Here is a 25,070-nt window from a genome sequence, read left to right as displayed (position 1 = left end):
GACATGAGCAAGCCGCTGAAGCAGATCCACCTGGCCGCGCACTTCCCCGGCGTCAACAACACCACCGTGTGGAGCGACCCGGCCGCCGGCAGCCACATCGAGTTCAGCTCCTTCACGCACTTCGCACAGACCGCCGAACGCGCCAAGTTCGACTTCCTGTTCCTGGCCGAGGGGCTGCGGCTGCGCGAACAGGGCGGAAAGATATACGACTTGGACGTGGTCGGCCGTCCCGACACCTTCACCGTCCTCGCCGCGCTCGCCGCCGTCACCGACCACCTCGGACTGACCGGCACCATCAACTCCACCTTCAACGAGCCCTACGAGGTGGCCCGCCAGTTCGCCAGCCTCGACCACCTCTCCGGCGGCCGGGCCGCGTGGAACGTGGTCACCTCCTGGGACGCCTTCACCGGCGAGAACTTCCGGCGCGGCGGCTTCCTGCCGCAGGACGAGCGCTACTCCCGCGCCAAGGAGTTCCTCGCCACCGCGAACGAGCTCTTCGACTCCTGGCACGGCGACGAGATCCTCGCCGACCAGGCCACCGGAGCCTTCCTGAGCGACGCCAGGGCCGGTTCCTTCGTGCACAAGGGCCCCCAGTTCGACATCCACGGCCAGTTCAACGTGCCTCGCTCCCCGCAGGGCCGCCCGGTGATCTTCCAGGCCGGCGAGTCCGACGAGGGCCGCGAGTTCGCCGCCTCCGGCGCCGACGCGATCTTCAGCCGGTACGCCACCCTCGACGCCGGGCAGGCCTTCTACACCGACGTGAAGTCCCGCCTCGCCAAATACGGCCGCCGGCCCGAGGACCTGCTGATCCTGCCCGCCGCCAGCTTCGTCCTCGGCGACACCGACGCGGAGGCCGAGGAGATCGCCCACCAGGTGCGCCGCCAGCAGGTCAGCGGCGCGACGGCACTCAAGCACCTGGAGTTCGTCTGGAACCGGGACCTGTCGTCGTACGACCCGGAGGGCCCGCTGCCCGACGTCGACCCGCTGGTCGGCGAGGAGCACATTTCCCGGGGCCGCGCCCAGGTCCGGATGTACCGCGACCCGATCGCCATCGCCCGCGAGTGGCGCGAGCTCGCCGAGGCCAACAAGTGGTCCATCCGCGACCTCGTGATCAACACCGGCAACCGGCAGACCTTCGTCGGCTCCCCGGCCACCGTCGCCCGCACCATCAACGACTTCGTGCAGGCCGACGTCTCCGACGGTTTCATCCTGGTCCCGCACATCACCCCCGGCGGCCTCGACAGCTTCGCCGACACGGTCGTACCGCTCCTCCAGGAGCAGGGCGTCTTCCGCACCGAGTACGAGGGCACCACCCTGCGCGACCACCTGGGCCTCGCCCACCCCGACGAGCCCCGGGGCGAGCGGGTGGCGTCGTGAGGTTCCTCGCGATCACCCTGATCGTGCACCGCCCGGATCCGGTCACGGGGAGACGGAAGTCCACCCACGACCGGTTCCGGGAGGTCCTCGACAACGCCGTGCTCGCCGAGGAGCTGGGTTTCGACGGCTTCGGGGTGGGGGAGCGGCACGAGCGCCCGTTCATCTCCTCCTCGCCCACCGTGGTGCTCAGCCATGTCGCCGCGCTCACCCGGCGCATCCGGCTCTTCACCGCGGTGACCACGCTGAGCCTGCTGGACCCCGTCCGGGCGTACGAGGACTACGCGACCCTCGACCACCTCTCCGAGGGCCGCCTCGACCTCATCATCGGCAAGGGCAACGGCTCCGCCCAGCGCGAGCTGTTCCAGGTCACGCCCGAGGACCAGTGGGACCGCAACGCCGAGAGCTACGACGTGTTCCGGAAGCTGTGGCGGCAGGACAAGGTCACCGCGAAGACCCGGTTCCGGCCGGAGCTCACGGACGCCGAGGTCTGGCCGCGCCCCTACCAGCGGCCGGTCCGGGTCTGGCACGGCAGCGCCACCAGCAAGGAGTCCGTCGACCTCGCGGCCCGCCACGGCGACCCGCTGTTCTCCGCGAACGTCACCAACCCCATAGAGCCGTATGCAGAGTTGATCCGGTACTACCGGGAACGCTGGGAGCACTACGGCCACGACCCTGCGGACATCGCCGTCGGCGCCGGTACGGCGGGCCTCCTGGTGGCGCCCACCACCCAGCAGGCACTGGCCGCCTACCGCCCGGTGTTCGAGGCGAACCTGGCCTTCTTCCGCCGGGCCGGACTGCCGGTCGTCTTCGAGACCCTGGAGGACTTCGTCGAGCGCAGCTCGGCGCTGATCGGCAGCCCGCAGCAGGTCATCGAGAAGGTGCACCGCTACCACGACCAGTTGGGGCACACCGTCCTGCATCTGCACGCCGACGCGGGCGGGCTGTCGGACACCCAGCACCGCGACTCGCTGGAGCTGTTCCAGTCGGCGGTGGCCCCGGTCCTGCGCAAGGACATCCCCGACCCGCCCTTCCCGTGGGCACCCGTCCACCCGGCCGCCGAGGAGCCCGCACGTGTCTGACACCCCCCTCGGCGTCCTCGACCTGGTGCCGATCCCGAGCGGTGCCACGGCCGCCGACGCCCTGCGCAACTCCGTCGAACTGGCCCGGCGCACCGAGGAGTTCGGCTACGCCCGCTACTGGTTCGCCGAGCACCACCTCAACCCGGGGGTGGCCGGCACGTCCCCCGCGGTGGTCCTGGCACTGACCGCCGCCGCGACCTCCACGATCCGGCTGGGCTCCGGCGCCGTACAGCTCGGCCACCGCACGGCGCTGTCCACGGTCGAGGAGTTCGGCCTCCTCGACGCCGTGTACCCGGGCCGCATCGACCTGGGCCTGGGCCGCTCCGGCGGCCGCCCGCCCGCGGAGAGGGCGACCGCGCCGACGGCGACTCCGGTGGTCGACGGCCGCGCCCCCAACGGCCTGGTCGTCCCGCCCCGCTTCGACTTCGCCCGGCTCCTCGGCTCCCCGCGGTTCGCGCTCCATCGCAGACTGCTCCTGCTCCCGAACGCCGAGTCCCAGGACTACACCGAACAGATCGACGACGTCCTCGCCCTGCTGGCCGGGACCTACCGCACCGAGGACGGTGTGGAGGCGCACATCGTCCCGGGTGAGGGCGCCGAGGTCGAGGTGTGGATCCTGGGCAGCAGCGGCGGCGAGAGCGCCCGGGTCGCGGGCGAGCGGGGCCTGCGCTTCGCCGCCAACTACCACGTCAGCCCGGCCACGGTCCTGGAGGCCGTGGACGGCTACCGCAGGTACTTCCAGCCCTCGGACGTCCTCGACAAGCCGTACGTCAGCGTCTCCGCCGACGTCGTGGTCGCCGAGGACGAGGCCACCGCCCGCGAACTCGCCACCGGCTACGGCCCCTGGGTCCGCAGCATCCGTACGGCCGAGGGCGCCATCCCCTTCCCCACCCCCGAGGAGGCCCGCGCCCGCGTCTGGACGGACGAGGACCGGGAGCTGGTCCAGGACCGCCTCGACACCCAGTTCGTGGGCAGCCCGCAGCAGGTCGTCGACCGCCTGGAACAGCTCCAGGAGGCCACCGGTGCCGACGAGTTGCTCATCACCACCATCACCCACGACCAGGCCGACCGGGTCCGCTCGTACGAACTCCTCGCGGCGGAATGGCGCCGGCGCTGAGGCTCACACCTGCGCGGCCACCAGCTCAAGGAGCCGGTGGCCCGCCGCTCCCGAGAACCACTCGGCATGGCCGACGTAGTACTCGTACGCCAGCCGGGCGTTCGCCGGGGACCGGGTGACCCCGTGGAAGTAGTCCAGCTCGGACAGCGCGAACTCGGCGTGGACCAGGGGGAGAAGGGCGGGGAGGGCCGCTGATTCGGCGGTGGTGAGCGGGCGTATCGACCGGTATCCGTGGAGCAGCTCGATCGCGTGCTTCTCCTGGACCGGGCGGTCGGGGTCCAGCCACTGCACGGTGTTGCGTTCCAGGGCCGTGGCGAGGTCGTGCACGGCGGTGGTGCGGTCGCTCATGCCGAAGTCCAGCACCGTGGCGACCCCGCCGTCCTCGTCCCAGAGCAGGTTCGAGGCGTGCCAGTCGTTGTGGGTCCACAGGGGAGCGAGACCGGGGAGGTGCGGGGCGAGCCGCTCGTGGTGCGGGAGTAGCACGCGCCGGGTGTCCTCGGGCCAGGGGAAGTCCGCCAACGCCGTTGTCAGGCTTGGGCGTTCGGCCAGGTACGTGTGCAGCGCGGCCCACGGGTCCGGGGCCGCGAACACGGTGAAGGAGGCGACCAGCGGCTGCGGCGAGCGGCGCGGTGCCGCGAAGCCCTCCGCCGCCAGGTGCAGCCGGGCCAGCGCCTCGCCCGCCGCCCGGGCATGGGCGGTACCGAGGAACGGCGACCAGGACAGCGCGTCCCGGTACAGGTCGGTGCCGGTCCCGGCCGAGTGGACCTCGTACGTCCACTCGCCCCGCTCCACCAGGCCCAGGACCTCCACCACCGGCGCCCCGCGCTCCCGCAGATGGCGCAGGAAGGCGTGCTCCTCCGCCAGCCCCCGCGCAGTCCGCACGGTGGCGTGGTGCCGTTTCACGAACAGCCGCCGTCCGTCCCGTTCCGCCACGGCCGCCGCGGACAGCGGGCGCGGGCTGCGCCACACCACCCGGGCCGGACCGGTCACGGCCGTGACCTCGGCGTCGGTCAGCGGCGGCCAGTCCGGCTCGACCGGCTCGGTGCCCAGACCATGGGCGAGATGCGAACTCACGGTGTTCTCACCGCCGTCGTACCGCGCAGGGAGTCCAGGATCCGGCGTTCCGTCGCCGCGAACTCCGGCGCCGTGAAGTCGTCGGCGCCGCGCGGCCGGGGCAGCGGCACCTCGACCCGGTCCACCACCGTGGCCGGGCGCGGGGACAGGACGTGCACGGTGTCGGCGAGCAGGACCGCCTCCCGGATGTCGTGGGTGACCAGGACGACCGTCCAGCGGTGCCGCTGCCACATGCCGGCCAGCCACAACTGCATCTCCGTGCGGGTCAGCGAGTCCAGCGCGCCGAACGGCTCGTCGAGGAGCAGCACCGGCCGCTCCAGGACCACCGTGCGCAGCAGCGCGGCCCGCTGCCGCATGCCTCCGCTGAGCTGGGCGGGGTACGCCTTCTGGAAGCCGTCGAGGCCGAAGTCGGCGAAGAGCGCGTCGGCCCGCGCCCGCGCCTCCTTCTTCCGCACCCCCTGCGCCTCCAGGCCCAGCGCGGTGTTGTCGAGGACCGTCCGCCAGGGGAACAGCAGGTCCTTCTGCGGCATGTAGGCGACCTTGCCGGATTCCACCCCGGCCGGCTCGCCCTCCACCAGCACCTGCCCGGAGGTCGGCCGGTCGAGCCCGGACACCAGGTTGAACAGGGTGCTCTTACCGCTGCCGCTGGGGCCGATGACGGCGGCGAACTCGCCCGGTTCCACGGTGAGTTCCAGGTCCCGCAGGACCTCCAGCGAACCGAAGGACTTGCCCACGCCCGCGATGCGCAGAGTGCTCATTTCCCGGCCTTCCGTTCCCAGGGCAGCACCAGCCGCTGCAGCAGATAGGTTGCCCCGAACAGGGCGATGCTCAGCGCGGCCGTCACCGCGACCGCCGCGAACACCAGGTCGGTCCGGAACGCGCTCTTCTGGGCCTGCATGTAGATCCCGAGCCCCGACTCGGCGCCCGCGTACTCGGCGAACACCGCGCCGACCACGGCGTAGGTGATGCTCACCCGCAGCCCCGCGAAGAAGTACGGCATCGCGCTCGGCACCCGCACCAGCCGGAACGCCCGCCACCGCCCGGCGCCCAGCGAGCGCAACAGCCGCATGGCCTCCCGGTCGGTCGCCGCGAAGCCCGCGGCCAGGTTGGCGGCCAGCGGAAAGAACGTCGTCAGCGTCACCACCAGCATCTTGGGCAGCAGCCCGAAGCCGAACCAGATGATCAGCAGGGGCGCCACGGCGACGATCGGGATCGTCTGGGAGGCGACCAGGAGCGGATACAGGCCCCGGCGGGCGGCGGCGGAGAAGTCCAGCACCACCGCCACCAGCCAGGCCGCCGCGAACGACAGAGCGAAACCGAGCAGTGTCTCCTGGAGGGTGGGCAGCGTCTGGTCCCACAGGTCCTGGCGGTTCGCCCAGCCCTGCTCCACCACTCGGGCGGGGGAGGGCAGGGTGGTCGGGTCGACACCGGCCGCCGTCACGTACAGCTGCCAGCCGCCGACGACCACGGCGAGCACCAGCAGGGGCGGCCACAACGACCGCAGCAGGGGCCTCACCCGGCGTCCGGGAGGTAGGCATCGGTGAAGAAGGTCGAGGTGTCCGGCGCCTTGGTGAGCTTCCTGCCGTTCGCGTCGACGAGCAGCCCTGCGTCGTACTCGAAGTCGGCGAAGGCCTTCCAGCGCGCGGCGCTCTGGGTGCCGATCGTGCCGTCGGCGCCCTTGTAGTACTCCTTGGCCAGCAGCTCCGAACTCTCCTTCACCAGCCTGGTGTTGGTGAGCACGCTCTTGTTGGCGGCGATGAGGAGATCGGCGGCCCGGTCGGGGTTCGCGGCCGCGTAGCGGTAGCCCTTGTCGACGGCGGCAAGGAACTTCTTCGCCACCGCCGGGTTCTTCTTCAGGAACCGGTCGGAGGACGCGATCAGGGTGGAGTAGATCGCCGGGAAGCCGTAGTCGGAGAGCTGGAAGTCCTTCAGCGGCTTCCCGCTGAGCTTCGCCTCCAGGCCCTCCCAGGTCGGCATCGGCATCGCGAAGTCCGCCTTGCCGGCGTACAGCGCCGCGTACGCGGAGGTGTTGAGGGTGACCTGCTTGAAGTCGCCCGTGCCGCCCGCGTTCTCGATCACCTTCTGGAGCAGCGGCTTCTCGTAGGGGGCGCCGAACCCGGCGTACGTCTTGCCGTCGAGGTCCTTGGGTGAGGTGATGTCGGTGCGGTCGGCGCGCACCGAGACGGTCACGTCCGTCTGCTGCGTGACGGCGTAGACGGAGGTGATGTCCTGGCCGGCCGCGCGGGCCGTGGTGACACCCTCCTGGTAGGAGATGCCGAAGTCGGCCTTGTGGCTCGCGATCAGGGTCTCGGGCGCGGTCGAGCCGTAGGGGACGATCTTCAGATCGATCCCGGCGTCCTTGAACCAGCCCTTCGCCCGGGCGACGTAGATGCCGGTGTGGTTGGTGTTGGGGGTCCAGTCCAGGGCCAGGGTGACGGTGGTGGTGCCGTCCTTGGCGGCGGCCGTGGAGTCGGCGCCGGCGGAGCAGGCGGTGCTGACGGCGAGGAGCGTCAGGGCGGCGAGGGCCGGCGGTGCGGTGCGGCGGAGCATGGTGGAGGGTCCTTCGTACGGGGGAGGGGAGTCGGGCGGCGGTGCGGGGCGGTCAGGCCCGACACAGCGCGCTGTCCACCCGCTTGAAGTCGACGGCGAGCCGCCGGGTGAGCAGGGTCATGCGGTCACGTCCAGCAGGCTGTTGGTGAAGGACCGGTGCCAGTCGTGGTCGTGCGCGATGGCACCGTTCTCGGCGAGCCAGTGCGCATAGGGGCCCATCCGGCCCTCGTCGATCACGCCCCAACGCCCCTGCTGGTCCGTCCACGTCGGCGCCACCAGGGCGAGGGAGCGGGCGATGAGCGGACGCGGGAAGTACGGGATGACCCGCTCCAGCATCCCCAGCGTGGCGTCGGGCTCCCGGGCGGCCGTCGCGTATCCACGAGCCGTCACGGTCAGGAAGTCCCGTACCAGGGAGGGCTGTTCGTCGAGCAGCCGCTCGCTCGTGCCCAGCAGATAGCTGTGGTAGCGGGGCGCGCCTATCTCGTCGACCGGCCAGGTCAGCCGGCTGTGCTCGGGCAGGTCGCCGCGCAGCGCGTCCCAGGACCAGTAGGTGCCGAAGGTCGCGTCCGCCTCGCCGGCCTCGATGTCGTCCACGGTCAGCTCACGGGTCCCCGCGTCGACGGTGATCACCGCGTCCGGGTCGCCGCCGTCCGCCGCCACCAGATGGCGGACCATGGCCTGTCCGCGCGGGGTCGGGTTGTAGGCGAGACGGCGGCCCGCCAGGTCGCGGGGACGGCTGATACCGGTCGAGGTCGTGGTCTGGATCGCCTCCAGTCCACGGTGGTTGACCGCGGCGACGGCCACCAGCGGCTGGCCGAGGGCCGCCCGGCGGGCGAGCAGCCGGTTCGGCGGGAAGATCCCGAAGTCCACCTCGCCCCGGGCCAGGTACTCCAGCGTGTCCCCACGCCCCGGGTCCTGCACCACCAACTCGACGTCCAGGCCCGCCGCCCCGTACCAGCGGTGGGCACGGGCGACGTACAGACCGGCAGAATTCGGCCATGGATGGAAATAGTCGAGCATGACCCGGATGTGCGGCATGGAGGTACTCCGAAAGCGGCGCGCGGGGGCGCGCGGAGGTGAGCGGGGTGACGGAGGGGGCGGTCAGCGGGACCGGCGACAGCACGCGCGACAACAACAGGAGCGGGCGGCGTGGTGGAACACCGGGGGCCGCGGCTCGACTGCTGTGGACACGTGAACTCCTACGCGGGGCGCATGGCGCTGCTGGTGCGGTCGGCGTCCCCATGGGGACCGTGCCCGCCAGCGCGGCACACGGATCCCAGACGCCCTCTCAGCCCGGTCGGGGAGGGGCTCCCGCGTAGATGGCCGAAACCATAACCGCAGTGGACGCATCCTGTGCAAGCGAGGTCCGGAATATGGGATGCCGGTGACCGTCCGGTGAGATGTACAGCGGCCTAGGGGAGGGGGCCGTGTGCGCTGCCGGGTGCGGGTGCGGGTGCGGGTGCGGGTGCGGGTACGCGGTGGCTGGTCGCGCAGACCCCCGCACCCCTGGAAGAGTCCAGGCACCGGCGCTGCCGCGCGGACGTCTCCCTCCCCCGAAGGTGGCGTCCGCGCGGCTGCTTCCCCCGGTGCCGGACAGTGGTCCGACCTCCGCGTCGCGGCCGTGCTGTCACCAGCACATGACCGCTGTCTCCCCCGACCCCCACGTGGAATGGAGACGGACGCGGACGGCGTAGCGGCGGCCCTTGACGAGCCTGACCCTGATCCTGGTGTTGTGCGGGGTGCCTCCGTCGTCGTGGCCGGCGAGGTAGCGCGGTTCCCCGTCGCGCTCCTCGAAGACCACGACGACGGAGTCGCTCTCCCCGAAGGTGCCCACGCTGTAGACGCGGGTCTCCGGCGGCTCCACGGCGAAGTCGGCCTGTCCGCCCGGCCCGAGGCTCAGCGGCGCCGAGCGGAACGGCACCAGCACCGCCGGCGGATCGGCGGGCGGGTACCAGCGGAGCACGAACTCCTTGTCGGCCGGGGACAGCGACCCCGGCGGATACAGGCCGTTGTGGTAGTGCTCCGGTTCCAGGACCAGCCCCGGACCGAAGGGGAACTGCATCACGGACTGCGGGTCCCACACCGAACCGTTGGCCTCGGCCGGATCCAGTGGGCGCAGGATGTTGAAGTCGGTCCGGTCCCGGCTCCAGTGGTTCGGCGGTCCCGCGAGGTCGGCGTAGACCGCCTCGTCGTCCCAGTGGACGCCCGCGAACGGGCTCTGGTGCTCGTGCTGCATCCCGAGCGCGTGCCCGATCTCGTGCAGCGCCGTCCAGCGGCCGTCGGGCCCGGTCAGGTCCCAGCCCAGGTTCATGGTGCGCTCGCCCGCGCCCACCGAGAGCGCGTCCCGGCCCACCGCCGACCAGGATCCGTCCCCCAGCTGGAAGCCGATCCGCAGCTCCGCCTCGCACCGGTCGACGACCTCGGCGAACGTCACCCCGATGCCGAGGTCCTGCCACTCCCGGAAGCACGCGCGCACCACGTCCCGCTGCTCCTCGGCACCGGCCCACGGCACCCGGCGCATCTCCCCGGTCCCCGGGACCGGGATCACCGAGGCGTCGGTGTCGGCGTCGAAGAAGCAGTAGTGCAGCACCGTGCCGTTGACCCACATCCGCCGCCCGCCCACGAGCGCGCCGAGCCGCTCGGCGGCCAGTCCCGGCGCGAACGCCGGGGCCGACTGCTGCGGAAGCGAGCAGTAGCGTCGGGTCATGCGCCCAGACTGCCGTTCGACCCGGCCGCACGCCTGAGTCGGAGGCTACTCAAGTCCCCCTGTATCAGGGCTGAGTAACGCGACTCATACTCACGTGACGACTTACGAACAGGACGCGCGACCCCTCGAACCGCCCTGGCCGTTCACCGGCCGGGAGGACGAACTGGAGCTGGTCAGGCGGTCGTCGGTGGCCGGCCGCCAGGGGGTCGTGGTGACCGGTCCGGCGGGCGTCGGCAAGACCCGGCTGATCACCGAGGCCGTCCGGGGCACCGACTGCGTCCGGGTCACCGGCACCCCCGAGACCAGCGCCCTCCCGTTCGCCGCGTTCGCGCACCTGCTCTCCGACCGCGTCTCGCTGCCCGGCGCGGTCCGGCAGCTGTCCGGGACACGGCTCCTGGTCGTCGACGACGCCCACCTCCTCGACGAGGCCTCGGCCGCCCTCGTCCACCAGCTCGCTGTGCACGGCCGCACCCGGCTCGTGGTGGCCGCCGCCGGCACGGCATCCGTCCCCGGCGCGGTCTCCCGGCTGTGGACCGGGGAACTCCTCACCCACCTCGCCCTGGAACCGCTGCCCTACGACGAGACGGCCGCGCTGCTCGCCGGCGGCCGGCTGGAACCGCTCACCGTGCGCCGGCTGCACCGGGTGTGCCGGGGCGACCTGCGGCTGCTGCGCGACCTGCTCGGCGCGCTCCGCGAGTCCGGCCCGCTGACCCGGATCCCGGACACCGGCGAGTGGGCCTGGCGCGGTCCGCTGCCCCTCACCGCGACCGTACGGGACCGGATCGCCCTCCTGCTGGACCGCCGGGGGCCGGGGGAGCGCGACACCCTCGAACGCCTGGCCTTCGCCGAGCCGTTGCCGCTCCACCTCGACGACGCCCTCGACCTGGCCGCTCTCGAAGGGCTGGAGACCGACGGCCTCATCCACGTCGACGACGGGGGTGCCGTCCGCCTCGCCCACCCCCTGCACGGTCCGGCGCTGCGCGCCTCCGCGGGCCGGCTGCGGGCCCGCCGACTGGCCCGGACCCCCGAGCAGTGCGAGCCCGCCCTGAAGGACGAACAGGAGCAACTGGAGGAACACATCCAGCAGTTGGACGTACGGGAGGTGCCGGCCCCGGTGGGGGAGTGGCTGGCGGCGGGAGACCTGCCCGTACCGACCGGGTACGCGGCCGTGCGTGCCCGGTACTCGTGGCTTCGGGGGGAGCTGCGAGAGGCGGCGGCGTGGGCGAGGGAGGGACTGCGGACGGCGCCGGGCGACGCCTCCTGCCGTACCGAACTCGCCCGTGCCGCCGCCGAGTGGGGGGAAGCTGCCGTAGTGCGCGGGGACGGGGGTCTCGCGCACTACGGCGCCGTACGGCTCGGAGAGGCCGAGGGGGCCGCGAGGGCTGCGGGGCGGCTGGACGGCGTGCTCGCACGGCACGCGCAGGCCCTCGCCCGCGGTGACGGACCCGCCCTGGACCGGGCGGCCGAGGCGCTCGCGGCACGCGGACTGCTGCTGTTCGCGGCGGAGGCCCACGCCCAGGCCGTCCGCGCCCACCGCGACCCGCGCGCCGCCCGGATGTCACGCACCCGCGCGGTCGCCCTCGCCCGCCGCTGCCAGGGCGCCCGCACCCCGGCCCTGTCCGGCCTGGTGCTCGGCGAGCTCACCGCCCGCCAACGCCAGATCGTCACCCTCGCCGCCGCGGGCCTCAGCAACCGCCAGATCGCCGAGCGACTGACCCTGTCCGTACGGACGGTGGGCAACCACCTCTACAGCGCCTACACCCGCCTCGGCGCGAGCGACCGCACGGCGCTGCCGTGGCTGGTGGTCGAGCCGGACCGGCAGTCGGCCTAGCGGATCGATCCCCGCTCAGGCCGCCCCGAACGCGGCGAACGCCCACCCCGTCGCCTGGTGGAGCGCGTCGCCCGGCAGGGCGGCCCGGGCGTCGCGCAGCGACTCCGCCAGCGACAGCCCGGCGCCCAGCCCCTTGTGCAGGGCCAGCATCAGCGGGACCACGGCCGCGTCGTTGACGGGGGCGCTGCTCGCCACCACCCCGGCCGTGCCCAGCGGCAGCAGCGCGGTGACCAGACCGAGGAGTTCGTCGGCGCCGACCGAGGCGAGCCGGGCCGTGTCGCAGCTGGAGAGGATGATCCGGTAGGGGCTGCGGGCGAGGCGTTCGAAGTCGTGCACGATCAGCGGACCGTCGGCCATCCGCAGGGAGGAGAAGAGCGGGCTGTCCGCGCGGAACGTGCCGTGCGCGGCGATGTGCGCGAGTGCGGCGCCGTCCAACTCCTCGAGGACCCGTGGAACCTGGGCTTCGTCGTGCTCCAGGATCCGCGCCGTCGCGTACCGGCCCGCCACCTCGGGCACCTCCGCGCCCCCGGTCGCCAGCCCCGGCCCGCGGACCAGCACATGGCGGCCGCCCGGCGGCGGCTCGGTCTCCCGGGCCCGCAGCCAGCTCGACGCCGACGGCGACACGCTGAGCACCCGCTCCCGCAGGGCGGGCAGCAGAGCCCAGGGCACCCGGTGCAGCGCGCCCGGCGGGACGATCACCACCGGCCCGGAGCCGAGCTGGTCCGCCGCCGCGCCCAGCAGCAGCTCCTCCAGCCGCTTCCCGGCGGCCTCCACCACCGGCAGCCGGCCCTCCGCACCCGGGTGCGCGAGCCGCCGCAGCCCCGCCTGGACGTGCTCCGCCTCGGCGACCGCCTCCGCCAGCAGGCCGCCCGCGAAGCGCCGTACCCGGCCCTGTCCGCACAGCAGGACGTGCACCCGGCCGTCCAGGACGGCGAGTTCGACCAGCCGGGCGTCGCCGAGCCGGTCCAGCAGGAGCGCCGGATCGAAACGGTCGCCGCCGCCGGGCGCGTCGCCGCGGGTGTGGTGGGTACGGGCGCGGATCTCCCGTTCCAGGCGCCGCTGTTCACGCTCCAGGGCGGGCACCGGACGGCGCTCCCGGCGGGCCTCCTCCGCGCGGGACGCGATCTCCCGGAACGCGGTCAGCGAGGCGAGCAGGGCAGGGTCCGCGGGCGGCCGGGTCGGCGGAGTGGACAGCACCGTGGCCCGCCAGCGCTCGCTCCACTCCAGGAGCCGGCGCGGGCCGCCGTGCGCGAGGCTCGCCTGCTGGGCCAGCGCGGCCAGTTCGGCACCCTGCGCGGTGGCCCGGGCCCGCAGCTCAGAGGCGCCCAGGGTCATCCGGTGGTCGTCCAGGACGTCGAGCCCGCGCCGGCACGCCTCCAGGACGCCACGGCCCGAACCGGCCGCCCGGGCCCGGAGCGCCTGTGCGGCCCAGCCGGTCATCCGGGCCAGCGGCGGGCCGGTGTGCCTGCTGCGGGCTGCCACCGCCAGATGCCGCTCCGCGTCCGCCGTCCAGCCCAGCGCCAGCGCGATCCGCCCGGCGAGCAGCGAGGCCTCCGGCGCGGCCGGCGCACCGAAGGACGCCAGCCGGTCGGCGACCGCCGCCGCGTCCTGCACCAGCCGCCCCGACGCGGCCCCGCCGGCCACCCGCGCCTCGATCAGCACCAGCCGCGCATGCGTCTCCCACCAGCTCCGCCGCTGCCCCGAGAACAGCCGTACGGCGACGGCCGCACGGGCGATCGCGGTCTGCGCGTCCCCGGTCGACAGCGCGGACCGGGCGGCGGTCAGCAGCAGTTCGGCCTTGCGGGTGGACTGCCCGCCGATCCGGTCCAGGGTCGCGATCGCCGCGTCCGCCTCGGCCAGCGCCTCCGGGGCGAGACCGGCCGCCATCAGCACGTCGCAGCGCGCGATGTACAGCATGAACGAGGGCGTGCCCAGCTCGTCGTACCGCTCCTTGGCCTCGGCCAGCAGCCGCAGTGCCGCCGGGATGTCGCCGGACCGGTACGCGGCCAGGCCCCGGTTCTCCACGGCGACCGCCTTGTCGTGCTCCTGGCCCGTCGTCTCCCACAGCAGTTCGGCCGCCGTGAAGTCCGCGTCGGCCCGCTCCACCGCGCCCATCGCCAGATGCACGGTGGCCCGCACGCTCAGCGCCCGCGCGGTCCAGATCACGTCGTCGGCCTGCCGCAGCACCGGTATCGCCCGCCGCAGGTCCTCCAGGGACTCCCGGTGCCGGCCCAGCACCCACCCGGCGAACGCCCGCCGGTACAGCACCCGCGCCCGGGTGTGCCCGTTGCCCCGGGCCACCCCGCGGTCCAACGCGGCCATCCCCTGCCGGGTGCGCCCCGCGTGCACCAGGGCGACTCCGAGGGTGGCGAGAACATCCGCCTCCCGATCCGCCGACTCCGCGCGCGCCGCCCAGTCCCGGGCGCGCCGCAGATGGTCGAGGGCCACGGCCAGGTCCCCGAAGTCCCGCTGCCAGATGCCGATGACCTGGTGCGCGACGGACGCGTCCAGCGGCGACGGATCGGACCGCAGGACGTGTTCCGCCCGGGCCAGGGCCTCGCCGGGGGCGGCGAACACCATCGGCAGGAGTTCCGTAACCGAATCGCTTCCCGCACTCACCCCTCGGATGGTAGTGGCCTGGGCATACATGCCCCACAGGTTTGACGCTGTATCAAGCGGCGGCTTCGCGAGTCTGACTGAAGAACGCCGTTTCTGGGGGAGGAGACAGGCCATGGCACCTCAGCGATTCCATGAGCAGTTCGAGCAGATCCAGCGCTCCATGCCGGACGTTCCACTGGCGATGGGGCCCGACGACGCGGCCGAGTTCCTGTACGAGAAGGGGGTGGTCCTCGCCCGCGACGGCGAGGAGGCCCGAGTCGTCGAGGACACCGTGCGCGCCCACTTCACCGCCACCGCCGGCCTGGTCGCCGACCACGTGCGCAGGGCGGGACCGGAGACCAACCGCACCGGGGTCACCCGCATCCGGGTCGGCGACCCGAACCACGGCGACCGCACCGCCGACCCCGCAGTCCGCCACGCCCTGCGCGCCGTGCGGGCGGCGGAGGGCCGCGCCGGCCGCCGCCTGGTCAGCCGCAACCACGTGGTGTCCACCACCCCGAACGCCAACTCCTGCAACCCCTGCGAACCGCTCCCCGCCCTGCTCACCCAGACCCCCAACCCGCAGGCCGTGGAAGGGAACTACGACCCGGACACCGCGGTCAGCGTGCTGGTGATGGACACCGGTCTGGTGCACGACTACCGCACCTACCCGCTCCTCGCCCGCGTCCAGGGCGACCCGCAGCTCAACGAGACCGACGCCGAAGGCATCCTCCAGCAGTACGTCGGCCACGGCACCTTCATCGCCGGGCTCATCGCCGCCCTCGCGCCCAACAGCGACATCACGGTCACCAACACCCTGAACGACGCCGGCGCCATCCTGGAGTCCGAGTTCGGCGCCAAGCTCTTCGAAGCGATCGACCAGCACGGCTGGCCGGACGTCATCAGCCTCTCCGCCGGCACCCCGAACGGCAGCGCCGACGGACTGCTCGCCGTCGAGGCCTTCATGGACGCCCTGCGCGAGCAGTCCACCCTGCTCGTCGCCGCCGCCGGCAACAACGGCAGCGCCACCCACTTCTGGCCCGCCGCCTGCGCCGACCTGCCCGGCTACGCGAACACGGTCCTCTCGGTCGGCGCACTGCGCAGCGACGGCGAGTACGGTGCCTGCTTCACCAACTACGGCAGCTGGGTCAAGGTCTACGCCCCCGGCGAGCAACTCATCGGCGCCATGGCCGGCTTCGACGCACCGGTGCCGTACGTGTACCAGCACACCACCTACGACGCCTGCCGGTTCGGCTTCACCTATGCCTGCACCTGCCAGTACCCGCGCCACACCGGCGTGTTGACCGACACCGGGACGACCGGCCCCGGCAAACCGGACCAAGTGATGTTCGAAGGGTTCGCACAGTGGAGCGGAACATCGTTCGCCACCCCCATCGTGGCCGGCCTCGTCGCCGACCGGATGACCACGCTCAGGGAGTCCGACCCGCGCGCCGCGGGCGCCCAACTCCTGCAGAGCATCACGGAGTACGCGGAGGTGCGCGGGGTCCACGTACCGGCGCTCCGCCCGGCAGGCTGGCAGCCGGTCCCGGTGGTGATGCCGGCAGCCACGGCCTGAGTTCCGGAACACTCCCCTCCACGGCGTACCATGACTTGCCGTACACGAGGGGTGGGACCGTGGACCGAGCAGAGGTCGGCGCGCTGGTCCGGGCCGCCGTCGACGGCGACGCGGCGGCCTGGAAGGCGCTCGTTGAAGGGCTGAGCCCACTGGTGTGGTCCGTGGTGCGCGCGCACCGGCTCTCCGACGCCGACGGGCACGAGGTGTACCAGACCGTGTGGTTCCGGTTCGCCCAGCACCTCGGCCGTATCCGGGAGCCCGACAAGGCGGGCTCCTGGCTGGCCAGCACGGCACGCAACGAGTGCCTGAAGGTGATCCGGGGGCTGACCCGGCTGCTGCCGACCGACGACCCCCAGGTCCTCGACCGGATCAGCGAGGACCGTACGCCCGAACAGTCCCTGATCGACGCGGAGGACCAGGCGGACGAGGCGGAGCGGATCCGTCTGCTGTGGCAGGAGTTCGAGGAACTCGGCGACCGCTGCAGGCAGTTGCTGCGCGTCCTGATGGCCTCGCCGCCGCCCAGCTATGTCGAGGTGTCCGTCGCGCTGGGCATCGCCGTGGGCAGCATCGGCCCGCTGCGCCAGCGCTGTCTGCGCCGGCTGCGGGCCCGGCTCGACGCGAGGGGTGCGGTGTGAACGACGACGAGTTCCCGGCCGACGAGGGCTTCGACGAGGCCTTCGACGAGGCCTTCGACGAGGCCTTGGGCGACGGCGACTTCGACGCGGATCTCCTGGAGGAGGAACTGCGCGGCGCGGCCGCCGTCCTCGACCCGCTCCCGGCCGAACTGCTGCAACTGGCCATGGACGCCTACCTGCTGCACGACCTGGACGCCCGGGTCGCCGAGCTGACCTTCGACTCCCTGGTCGACGCGATCCCGATCAGGGGGGTCGAGGACCCGCCCCGGATGCTGACCTTCCGGGCGGGTGAGCTGACCGTGGACGTCGAGGTCACCGACGACGGACTGCTCGGCCAGCTGCTGCCGCCGCAGTCGGCGCGCATCGAGGTGCTCGGCGGCCCGGCGGCGGCGTATCCGCTCACGGTCGACGGCATGGGCCGCTTCGCCAGTGACACGCCGCCCGCCGGCCCGTTCGCGCTCCGGCTGCGGACGGGCGGGGACGTGATCGTGACGGAGTGGCTGCGGGCCTGAGGCGTCACCAGGTGGCAGGCAGCGTTCGCGGCCCGCGGATCATCGTCTTCCGCCGCCACTCCACACCCTCGGCCGGCACCGCGAGCCGTAGCCCCGGCAGCCGGTCCAGGAGGGTGCCGACCAGCAGCTCGGTCTGCAGCCGGGCCAGGACCGCGCCCGTGCAGTAGTGCGCGCCGTTGCCGAAGGCGAAGTGCGGGTTCGGGTCGCGGTCCGGCAGGATGCGGTCCGGGTCGGGGAAGACGGCCGGGTCGCGGTTGGCGGCGAGGTAGGAGACGTACACCGGTTCGCCGGCCGCGATCCGGGTGCCGTCGCTCAGCTCGACGTCCTCGAGGGCGATCCGGGCGAGCCCGACCGTGCTGCGGTGCGGGATCCAGCGCAGCAACTCGTCGAGGACCGGCCCGCGCTCCGCCGGCCGCTCCCGCATCCGCGCCATCAGCTCCGGCCGCGTCAGCATCAGGAAGAGCATCTGCCCGCAGTTGTGGGTGACCGCCTCGCCGCCGATCTGCAGCGGACCGGCCAGCCCCACGGCCTCCTCCTCGTCGATCTCGCCCCGGGCCACGGCACTCCCGAGGAGCGAGTACACGTCCTCGCCCGCGCTGCCGGCACGCGCGCGTACCGCCTCGGTGATCCACCCGTACAGCCCCTTCTTGGCGGCATCGGCGGCCTCGACTCCGCCCGAGGTGGAGATGATCTGCCGGGTCCAGGCGTGCACCCGGTCCCGGTCCGCCTCCGGTACCCCCATCACCTCGCTGACCACGGTGATCGGGAACGGTTCCAGCACCCGCTCGATCAGATCGGCGGGCGGCCCGTCCCGGACGATCCCGTCCACCAGTCCGTCGAGGATCTCCTGCGCCCGAGGCCGCAGCCGCTTCATCGCGCCGACCGTGAAGGCACCGGCGAGCGGCTTGCGCAGCCGGTTGTGGTCGGGCTGGTCGGCCCAGGCCAGCGAACCCGGACGGGGCTGGAAGTGCGGGGCCAGCCGGGTCACCTGGCGCCGGGTGACCTCGACGCGGCTGAACCGCGGATCGTTGGTGACGGTCCTGACGTCCTCGTACCGGGTCGCCAGCCATGCCCAGCCCTCGCCGTACGGCAGCCGGATCCGGGTCACCGGCCCTTCCGTCATCAGGGCTGCGAGGACCGGGTCGAAGTCCGTCCCCTCCAGTTCGAGCGCGGGCCAGTCCCGCACCGGCGGCCCTGCCTCGCAGACGGGCGCGAGCGGCTCGGTCGCCGCGGGCGCGGCCGGCTCCGTGGTCGTGGTGGGCGCGGTGATCTCCGTGGTCATGCCTCCACGGTCGTACGGCCCCCACCCCGTGTCCTGGCGGAATGCTCCAGCCGGAGGGTCAGCGCCCGGCGGCGTCCACGAGCGCGGCGAGGGCGGCGGCGAGCCGGTCCGCTCCCGCGCCCGCCGGACCGCCGGGCTCGGTCATGTAGAGGTCCCGCCGGATCTCGACCATCAGCGCGGCGACCCGCACGTTTGCCCCGCAGAACTCCAGCGGCACGTAGGTCCCGGCGAACGGGCTGTCCAGCCCCGTCTCCCCGCACCCCGCGAAGGCTTTGCGGGCCGCCTCCGTCAGCTCGGCCGGTGTGTGGAAGGCGTCCGTGCCCAGACAGACCGGCGGCCGCGGCCCCGCCCCGTGCAGCTCGTAGGGCAGCGCCCGGCTCGGATAGGAGTGCACGTCGATCACCACGGCCCGCCCGGTCGCGGCCAGCCGTCCGGCGACGGCCTCCGTCATCGCCCGCGCGTACGGCCGGAAGTACCGCTCGACCAGCGGCTCGGGGTCGTACGGCTCGTCCCGGAGCACACCCCGGTGCGTGGTCCGCGTGTACACGGCCCCCATCCCGACGGCGAGCATCTCCTCCCGCTCGTCCGGGAACCGCTCCGGGTCCACCACCAGCCGCGACAGCCGGTTGACGAACCGCCAGGGGGTGATTGCGGCCAGATCGGCCGCGGCCTCCGCGATCCCGGCCGTGTGCGCGTCCGTGATGTGGTCCAACTCCCGTTCCAGGGCGGCGTCGTCGAGCACGATGTCCGCCCGTACGTCGGACGGGACCGCCCGCGCGGAGTGCGGCACGTGCAGGATCACGGGTGACTCGTCGGCGCCGGGCAGGAGTGCGTACGACGGCTGGGACACGGGCGGCTCCTGGGCGTTGTCGGTGGCAGCGTGCGGGATCACGGTGTCACATCGACGACCGACGAGGGCGGGCAGGCGTGTCAGCCGTGGGTGGTGGGGTCCACGTCGCACCGGGCGAGCCCCGAAAATCCCGTTGCCGATGTGCGCATCCTGCTGATGGGAAGCCGAGGGGAAGAGGCAACGCCGTCGACGCAGAGACCGGCGGGTGATGCGCGGCCGGCAGGGCCGGGCATCACCCGCCGGGGCGCGGGTCAGTGCTTGTCGACGGCCGAGGCCCAGTCCCGGTCCACGCCCATCTGCCGGTACATGGTCGAGTACCCGACGAAGCAGTTGAACTTCTCCACCTTGCCGTTGTGCAGGTACCAGAAGTCGGCAGTGGGTATGTCGACCTTCGCGCCGTTCGGCTTGACGGTGTCGCCGGCGACTGCAGCGGCCCCTCGAACGTGCCCTGGACGGCCAGCAGCACGTCACCGAGCGCCGTACCCCGGTAGGCAACGCCGGGGACCATGTCGTTGAAGACGCCGTCCTCGGCGAAGCTGTCGACGAACGTTGACGCTCCCACCGACCGCTGACCGGGCCGGGCCGAGGGCCGGCGGAGCCGGACACGGCTCCGCCCCGGCGGGCGGGGTGCCTGCCGGGGCGGAGACTGCAGCAAGGCGGCCTGGAGGGCCGGGCGGTCCTAGAGGGCCGCGAGGGCCGCGTTCCAGGTGGCCGACGGGCGCATGACCGCGTCCGCCTTGGCCTTCTCGGGCTGGTAGTAGCCGCCGATGTCGGCCGGCGAGCCCTGGACGGCGAGCAGCTCGTCGACGATCTTCTGCTCGTTGGCGGCGAGCGTCTCGGCGAGCGGCCCGAACGCCTTGGCGAGCTCGGCGTCGTCGGTCTGCTTGGCCAGCTCCTGCGCCCAGTACAGGGACAGGTAGAAGTGGCTGCCGCGGTTGTCGATGCCGCCCACGCGACGGGTCGGGGACTTGTCCTCGTTGAGGAAGGTCGCCGTCGCGCGGTCGAGGGTGTCGGCCAGCACCTTGGCGCGGGCGTTGCCGGTGAAGTCGGCGTACTGCTCGAAGGACGGCACCAGGGCGAAGAACTCGCCGAGGGAGTCCCAGCGCAGGTAGTTCTCCTTGACCAGCTGCTGGACGTGCTTCGGTGCGGAGCCGCCGGCGCCCGTCTCGAACAGGCCGCCGCCCGCCATCAGCGGGACGACCGACAGCATCTTGGCGCTGGTGCCCAGCTCCAGGATCGGGAAGAGGTCGGTCAGGTAGTCGCGGAGGACGTTGCCGGTGACGGAGATGGTGTTCTCGCCGCGGCGGATCCGCTCCACCGACAGCTTGGTGGCCTCGACGGGGGACAGGATCCGGATGTCCAGGCCCTCGGTGTCGTGCTCCGGCAGGTACGCGTTGACCTTGGCGATCAGCTGCGCGTCGTGGGCGCGGCCCTCGTCCAGCCAGAAGACGGCCGGGTCGCCGGTGGCGCGGGCGCGGGTGACGGCCAGCTTCACCCAGTCCTTGATCGGCGCGTCCTTGGTCTGGCAGGCGCGGAAGATGTCACCGGCGGCGACCGGCTGCTCGATCACGACGTTGCCGGCCGCGTCGACCAGGCGGACCGTGCCGGCGGTGGGGATCTCGAAGGTCTTGTCGTGGGAGCCGTACTCCTCGGCCTTCTGTGCCATCAGGCCGACGTTCGGGACCGAGCCCATGGTGGACGGGTCGAAGGCGCCGTTGGCCCGGCAGTCCTCGATCACGGCCTGGTAGACGCCGGCGTAGGAGGAGTCCGGGATCACCGCGAGGGTGTCGGCCTCCTGGCCGTCCGGGCCCCACATGTGGCCGGAGGTGCGGATCATGGCCGGCATCGAGGCGTCGACGATGACGTCGGAGGGCACGTGCAGGTTGGTGATGCCCTTGTCGGAGTCGACCATCGCCAGGGCCGGGCCATCGGCGATCTCGGCGTCGAAGGAGGCCTTGATCTCGGCGCCCTCGGGCAGGTTCTCCAGGCCCTTGAGGATGCCGCCCAGACCGTCGTTCGGGGACAGACCGGCCGCCTTGAGCGTCTCGCCGTACTTCGCGAACGTCTTCGGGAAGAAGACGCGCACCACGTGACCGAAGATGATCGGGTCGGAGACCTTCATCATCGTGGCCTTCAGGTGCACGGAGAACAGGACGCCCTCCTGCTTGGCGCGGGCGACCTGCGCGGCCAGGAAGTCGTTGAGCTGTGCGACGTGCAGCACGGAGGCGTCGACGACCTCGCCCTCGAGGACCGGTACGGACTCCCTGAGGACGGTGGTGGTGCCGTCCTCCGCGACCAGCTCGATCTTGAGCGCGCCGGCCTCGGAGATCACCGCGGACTTCTCGGTCGAGCGGAAGTCGTTCTCGCCCATGGTCGCCACGTTGGTCTTGGACTCGGGGGTCCAGGCGCCCATGCGGTGCGGGTGGGTCTTGGCGTAGTTCTTGACCGAGGCGGGGGCGCGGCGGTCCGAGTTGCCCTCACGCAGGACCGGGTTCACGGCGGAACCCTTGACCTTGTCGTAGCGGGCGCGGATCTCGCGCTCCTCGTCCGTCTTCGGGTCGTCCGGGTAGTCCGGCAGCGCGTAGCCCTTGCCCTGGAGCTCGGCGACGGCGGCCTTCAGCTGCGGGATCGACGCCGAGATGTTCGGCAGCTTGACGATGTTGGCCTCGGGCTTCTTGGCCAGGTCGCCCAGCTCGGCCAGGGCGTCCGGGACGCGCTGGTCCTCGTTCAGGTACTCCGGGAAGTGGGCGATGATGCGCCCGGCCAGCGAGATGTCGCGGATGTCCACGGCGACACCGGCCTGCGAGGCGTACGCCTGGATCACCGGCAGGAACGAGTGCGTCGCGAGGGCCGGGGCCTCGTCTGTGTAGGTGTAGATGATGGTCGAGTCAGTCACCGGGTGCTCCGCTCCACGTCTGCAACATTGCTCGACATCAAGATATCTCGTGACCGGCCCACACTCGACAGGGGTCCGCGACTCGGAAGATCCGTTTGTCATACGACAGGCAACCGGATCGGTCAAAAGGGTGGTCAAGACGAACGAGCCACCATCGACCGGCGGCCGGACCGACCAGCCGGCCGCCCGAGCGAAAGCGGACCATGAGATATCGCACCAGAGTCACGGCCCCGGCGGCCGCCCTGCTCGGCACCGCGACCGTACTGGCCACGGGGGCCCCGGCCCTCGCGCGTCCCTTCTCCGCGGGGGAGACAAGGGGCGACGCGAGGACCGGGGGCGACACACCCGCCCCGGGCCCGGAGACCCTCGGCGACCCCGTCTACCCGGCCCTCGGCAACGCCGGCTACCGGGTCCGCGCCTACGACCTCGACCTCGCCTACGACGCCACGACCCGCCTGGTCGCCGCCACCGCGACCCTGCGCATCCGCACCACCCAGGACCTGTCCCGCTTCTCCCTGGACGCCCTGGGCCTGGACATATCCGCCGTCCGGGTCGACGGCCGGGACGCCGCCTTCGAGCAGGCGGACGAGAAACTGCGGATCACCCCGGCCCGGCCGCTGTGCGAGCTGGACGACGTCACGGTGTGCGTGACCTACACCGCCGACCCGCGCCGCACCCTCCCGCACACCGCCTGGGTGCCCACCCCCGACGGCTTCGCGATCTGCCCGCAGCCCAACTCCGCGCACACCGTCTTCCCGTGCAACGACCACCCCTCGGACAAGGCGGACTTCACCTTCCGCGTCACCGTCCCGAGCGGCCTGCGGGGCGTCGCGAACGGCCTGCTCACCTGCACCGAGAACCTGCCGGGCGACCGCACGGCGTACTCGTACCGCTCCCGTTCGCCGATCGCCACCGAACTCGTCCAGATCACCGTCGGCGACTACGTGATCAAGGACCGGCCGGGCCCGCACGGCCTGCCGCTGCGGGACGTCGTCCCCACGGCCCGCGCCGCCGCCCTGGAACCGGCGCTCGCCCTCACCGCGGGCCAGGTGGCCTGGCTGGAGGACCGGCTCGGCGCCGCCTTCCCGTTCGAGACGTACGGCCTGCTGCCCTGCAACTCCGACGACCCGAACGCCTTCGACTTCACCGGCATGGAGACCCAGACCCTCACCCTCTACAAGCCGAACTTCCTGCTCCAGGCCGAGCCGAAGATCGGCTCGCACATGATGCACGAGCTGGTCCACTCGTACTTCGGCAACATGGTCAGCCCCGCCACCTGGGCCGACCTGTGGCTGAACGAGGGCCATGCCGACTTCTACGGGCTGCTCTACCGCTACGAACGCGGCTGGCCGGACTCCCTGGGCCTCACCACCATGGAGGCCCGGATGAAGGACACCTACGCCCGCGGCGACCAGTGGCGCCACGACTCCGGCCCGGTGGCCGCCCCGAACGAGGTCAACCTCTTCGACAGCCAGCGCTACCTCGGCGGCGTCCTGGTCCTGTACGCCTTCCGCGAGCTGGTCGGCGAGGACGCCTTCCACGCGGTGGAGCGCACCTTCCTGGACCGCTTCCGGCGCCGCTCGGCCTCCACGGAGGACTACATCGCGGTGGCCACGGAGGTCACCGGCCAGGACCGGTCCGGCTTCCTCCGCGACTGGCTCTACGGCACGACGACCCCGCGCATGCCCGGCCACCCCGACTGGACGGTCACGCCGGTGACCCCGTCCCTCGCCGCCCCGCACAGCCTGCGGGGCGGGCACCACCACGACAACTCGGCCACGCTCTGAGAAAGGACCAGGGGGCTAGTCGGTGACCGGCACTTCCCCGGCGGTGCGCTGCTGCGGGATCACCACGGCCCCCTGCTGGAGCGCCACCGTGCGGGCCGGCGCCGGTATGCGGATGCCCTCCTCGCGGTAGCGGCGGTGCAGGCGCTTGATGAACTCGTGCTTGATCCGGAACTGGTCGCTGAACTCGCCGACGCCCAGGATCACCGTGAAGCCGATCCGCGAGTCGCCGAACGTGTGGAAGCGGATGGCGGGTTCGTGGTCCGGGACCGCGCCGGTGATCTCGGCCATGGTCTCGGCGATGACCTCGTGCGTGACCCGCTCGACGTGGTCCAGGTCGCTGTCGTAGCCCACACCCACCTGCACCAGGACCGTCAGCTGCTGCTCGGGACGCGTGTAGTTGGTCATGTTGGTCTTCGCCAGCTGGCCGTTGGGGATGACCACCAGGTTGTTGGAGAGCTGGCGGACGGTCGTCTGGCGCCAGTTGATGTCCACGACATACCCCTCCTCGCCGCTGCTCAGCTGGATGTAGTCGCCCGGCTGCACGGTCTTGGAGGCGAGGATGTGGATGCCCGCGAAGAGGTTGGCGAGGGTGTCCTGGAGGGCGAGCGCGACCGCGAGACCGCCCACGCCCAGGGCGGTGAGCAGCGGCGCTATGGATATGCCCAGCGTCTGGAGCATGACCAGGAAGCCGATCGCCAGGACCAGCACCCGGGTGATGTTCACGAAGATCGTGGCCGAACCGGCGACCCCGGAGCGGGACTGGGTGACCGACTGCACGAGCCCGGCGACCACCCGTGCCGCCGACACCGTCACCGCGAAGATGAGCAGCACCTTCAGGCACTGGTCCGTGTGGTGCTGGACCGTCTTCGTCAGCGGCAGCACCGCCGCCGCGGCGGCCGCGCCGCCCGCGATCGCCGCCCACGGCACCACCGTGCGCAGCGCGTCCACGACGACGTCGTCACCGCTCCAGCGGGTCCGCTTCGCGTGCTTGGCCAGCCAGCGCAGCATCCCGCGCGACAGAAAGGCCAGCAACAGCCCCGCCGCCAGGGCGATTCCGGCCAGGACCAGGTCATCGACGGTGAGCGCTCGGTTCACCGGTTACCTCCCATTCGGTTGTGCAACCGCTCATCCTGCCGCATCCGCACGGAGGTTCGTACCGGCGCCCGTCCGCCAGGGCTGTGCCGAACCTGTCGACTTGC

19 protein-coding genes are annotated in these 25,070 nt (G+C 72.4%); 8 read left to right on the top strand and 11 right to left on the bottom strand.

Annotation, left to right across the window (positions count from 1 at the left end; genetic code table 11):
* Positions 1-3 precede the first annotated feature (3 nt).
* Genes ACFY0P_RS28260 through ACFY0P_RS28250 form a run of 3 tightly spaced genes read left to right on the top strand, consistent with a single transcriptional unit; the run spans position 4 to position 3,573 of the window.
* Positions 4-1,377 (top strand): NtaA/DmoA family FMN-dependent monooxygenase, encoded by a 1,374-nt coding sequence (locus ACFY0P_RS28260; RefSeq protein ID WP_388918828.1) that lies wholly within the window; start codon positions 4-6, stop codon positions 1,375-1,377.
* On the top strand, positions 1,374-2,456 hold the full coding sequence (locus ACFY0P_RS28255; protein ID WP_388918825.1) for an LLM class flavin-dependent oxidoreductase: 1,083 nt from the start codon (positions 1,374-1,376) through the stop codon (positions 2,454-2,456). Before ACFY0P_RS28260 ends, ACFY0P_RS28255 begins: the two co-directional genes overlap by 4 nt.
* Complete coding sequence (locus ACFY0P_RS28250) at positions 2,449-3,573, top strand: LLM class flavin-dependent oxidoreductase (protein ID WP_388918823.1); 1,125 nt, start codon at positions 2,449-2,451, stop codon at positions 3,571-3,573. Before ACFY0P_RS28255 ends, ACFY0P_RS28250 begins: the two co-directional genes overlap by 8 nt.
* 3 nt (positions 3,574-3,576) lie before the next feature.
* On the opposite strand, the gene ACFY0P_RS28245 is transcribed toward ACFY0P_RS28250, so the two are convergent.
* From ACFY0P_RS28245 to ACFY0P_RS28220, 6 genes are all read right to left on the bottom strand, one after another.
* A complete protein-coding gene (locus ACFY0P_RS28245) occupies positions 3,577-4,647 on the bottom strand; it encodes a phosphotransferase enzyme family protein (protein WP_388918820.1) in 1,071 nt (356 codons plus the stop codon).
* Positions 4,644-5,405 carry an ABC transporter ATP-binding protein gene (locus ACFY0P_RS28240; RefSeq protein WP_388918817.1) on the bottom strand — a complete coding sequence of 254 codons (762 nt, stop codon included), beginning with the start codon at positions 5,403-5,405 and terminating at the stop codon, positions 4,644-4,646. The genes ACFY0P_RS28245 and ACFY0P_RS28240 overlap by 4 nt, the downstream gene beginning before the upstream one ends.
* Positions 5,402-6,163 carry an ABC transporter permease gene (locus tag ACFY0P_RS28235; RefSeq protein ID WP_388918814.1) on the bottom strand — a complete coding sequence of 254 codons (762 nt, stop codon included), beginning with the start codon at positions 6,161-6,163 and terminating at the stop codon, positions 5,402-5,404. The genes ACFY0P_RS28240 and ACFY0P_RS28235 overlap by 4 nt, the downstream gene beginning before the upstream one ends.
* Complete coding sequence (locus tag ACFY0P_RS28230; RefSeq protein ID WP_388918811.1) at positions 6,160-7,197, bottom strand: ABC transporter substrate-binding protein; 1,038 nt, start codon at positions 7,195-7,197, stop codon at positions 6,160-6,162. The genes ACFY0P_RS28235 and ACFY0P_RS28230 overlap by 4 nt, the downstream gene beginning before the upstream one ends.
* A gap of 117 nt (positions 7,198-7,314) precedes the next feature.
* Positions 7,315-8,235, bottom strand: coding sequence for an ABC transporter substrate-binding protein (locus tag ACFY0P_RS28225; RefSeq protein WP_388918807.1), 921 nt, complete (start codon positions 8,233-8,235; stop codon positions 7,315-7,317).
* Between the two features lie 589 nt (positions 8,236-8,824).
* Positions 8,825-9,904: a M12 family metallopeptidase gene (locus tag ACFY0P_RS28220; RefSeq protein WP_388918804.1), complete on the bottom strand. Its 1,080-nt coding sequence runs from the start codon at positions 9,902-9,904 to the stop codon at positions 8,825-8,827.
* Positions 9,905-9,998: 94 nt separating this feature from the next.
* Here ACFY0P_RS28220 and ACFY0P_RS28215 point away from each other — a divergent pair, with 94 nt between their 5' ends.
* A complete protein-coding gene (locus ACFY0P_RS28215; RefSeq protein ID WP_388918801.1) occupies positions 9,999-11,735 on the top strand; it encodes a LuxR C-terminal-related transcriptional regulator in 1,737 nt (578 codons plus the stop codon).
* Positions 11,736-11,750: 15 nt separating this feature from the next.
* On the opposite strand, the gene ACFY0P_RS28210 is transcribed toward ACFY0P_RS28215, so the two are convergent.
* The gene (locus ACFY0P_RS28210) at positions 11,751-14,315 is read right to left on the bottom strand and encodes a CHAT domain-containing protein (protein ID WP_388919071.1); all 2,565 of its coding nucleotides are present in this window, start codon (positions 14,313-14,315) and stop codon (positions 11,751-11,753) included.
* 151 nt (positions 14,316-14,466) lie between these two features.
* Here ACFY0P_RS28210 and ACFY0P_RS28205 point away from each other — a divergent pair, with 151 nt between their 5' ends.
* Genes ACFY0P_RS28205 through ACFY0P_RS28195 form a run of 3 tightly spaced genes read left to right on the top strand, consistent with a single transcriptional unit; the run spans position 14,467 to position 17,056 of the window.
* A complete protein-coding gene (locus ACFY0P_RS28205) occupies positions 14,467-15,909 on the top strand; it encodes a S8/S53 family peptidase (protein ID WP_388918798.1) in 1,443 nt (480 codons plus the stop codon).
* A gap of 35 nt (positions 15,910-15,944) precedes the next feature.
* Complete coding sequence (locus ACFY0P_RS28200; RefSeq protein WP_388918796.1) at positions 15,945-16,544, top strand: RNA polymerase sigma factor; 600 nt, start codon at positions 15,945-15,947, stop codon at positions 16,542-16,544.
* Positions 16,541-17,056, top strand: coding sequence for a hypothetical protein (locus ACFY0P_RS28195; RefSeq protein ID WP_388918793.1), 516 nt, complete (start codon positions 16,541-16,543; stop codon positions 17,054-17,056). Before ACFY0P_RS28200 ends, ACFY0P_RS28195 begins: the two co-directional genes overlap by 4 nt.
* 4 nt (positions 17,057-17,060) lie before the next feature.
* Here the strand turns inward: ACFY0P_RS28195 and ACFY0P_RS28190 are convergent, their stop codons facing one another.
* From ACFY0P_RS28190 to ACFY0P_RS28180, 3 genes are all read right to left on the bottom strand, one after another.
* On the bottom strand, positions 17,061-18,338 hold the full coding sequence (locus ACFY0P_RS28190) for a cytochrome P450 (protein ID WP_388918790.1): 1,278 nt from the start codon (positions 18,336-18,338) through the stop codon (positions 17,061-17,063).
* Positions 18,339-18,396: 58 nt separating this feature from the next.
* The gene (locus ACFY0P_RS28185; protein WP_388918787.1) at positions 18,397-19,230 is read right to left on the bottom strand and encodes an N-formylglutamate amidohydrolase; all 834 of its coding nucleotides are present in this window, start codon (positions 19,228-19,230) and stop codon (positions 18,397-18,399) included.
* A gap of 637 nt (positions 19,231-19,867) precedes the next feature.
* A complete protein-coding gene (locus ACFY0P_RS28180; protein WP_388918784.1) occupies positions 19,868-22,084 on the bottom strand; it encodes an NADP-dependent isocitrate dehydrogenase in 2,217 nt (738 codons plus the stop codon).
* Between the two features lie 203 nt (positions 22,085-22,287).
* Between ACFY0P_RS28180 and ACFY0P_RS28175 the strand changes: the two genes are divergently transcribed.
* Positions 22,288-23,871, top strand: a complete 1,584-nt coding sequence (locus ACFY0P_RS28175; RefSeq protein WP_388918781.1) for a M1 family aminopeptidase — start codon at positions 22,288-22,290, stop codon at positions 23,869-23,871.
* A gap of 15 nt (positions 23,872-23,886) precedes the next feature.
* Here ACFY0P_RS28175 and ACFY0P_RS28170 read toward each other — a convergent pair whose 3' ends face one another.
* Positions 23,887-24,966, bottom strand: a complete 1,080-nt coding sequence (locus ACFY0P_RS28170; protein ID WP_388918778.1) for a mechanosensitive ion channel family protein — start codon at positions 24,964-24,966, stop codon at positions 23,887-23,889.
* Positions 24,967-25,070: the final 104 nt, after the last annotated feature.

It is taken from the genome of Streptomyces sp. NPDC001714 (genome assembly GCF_042892755.1).
In the GTDB taxonomy this organism is placed as follows: Bacteria; Actinomycetota; Actinomycetes; order Streptomycetales; family Streptomycetaceae; genus Streptomyces.
The sequence above is the reverse complement of the archived record's forward strand: the minus strand, read 5'-3'. Positions and strand labels throughout refer to the sequence as shown.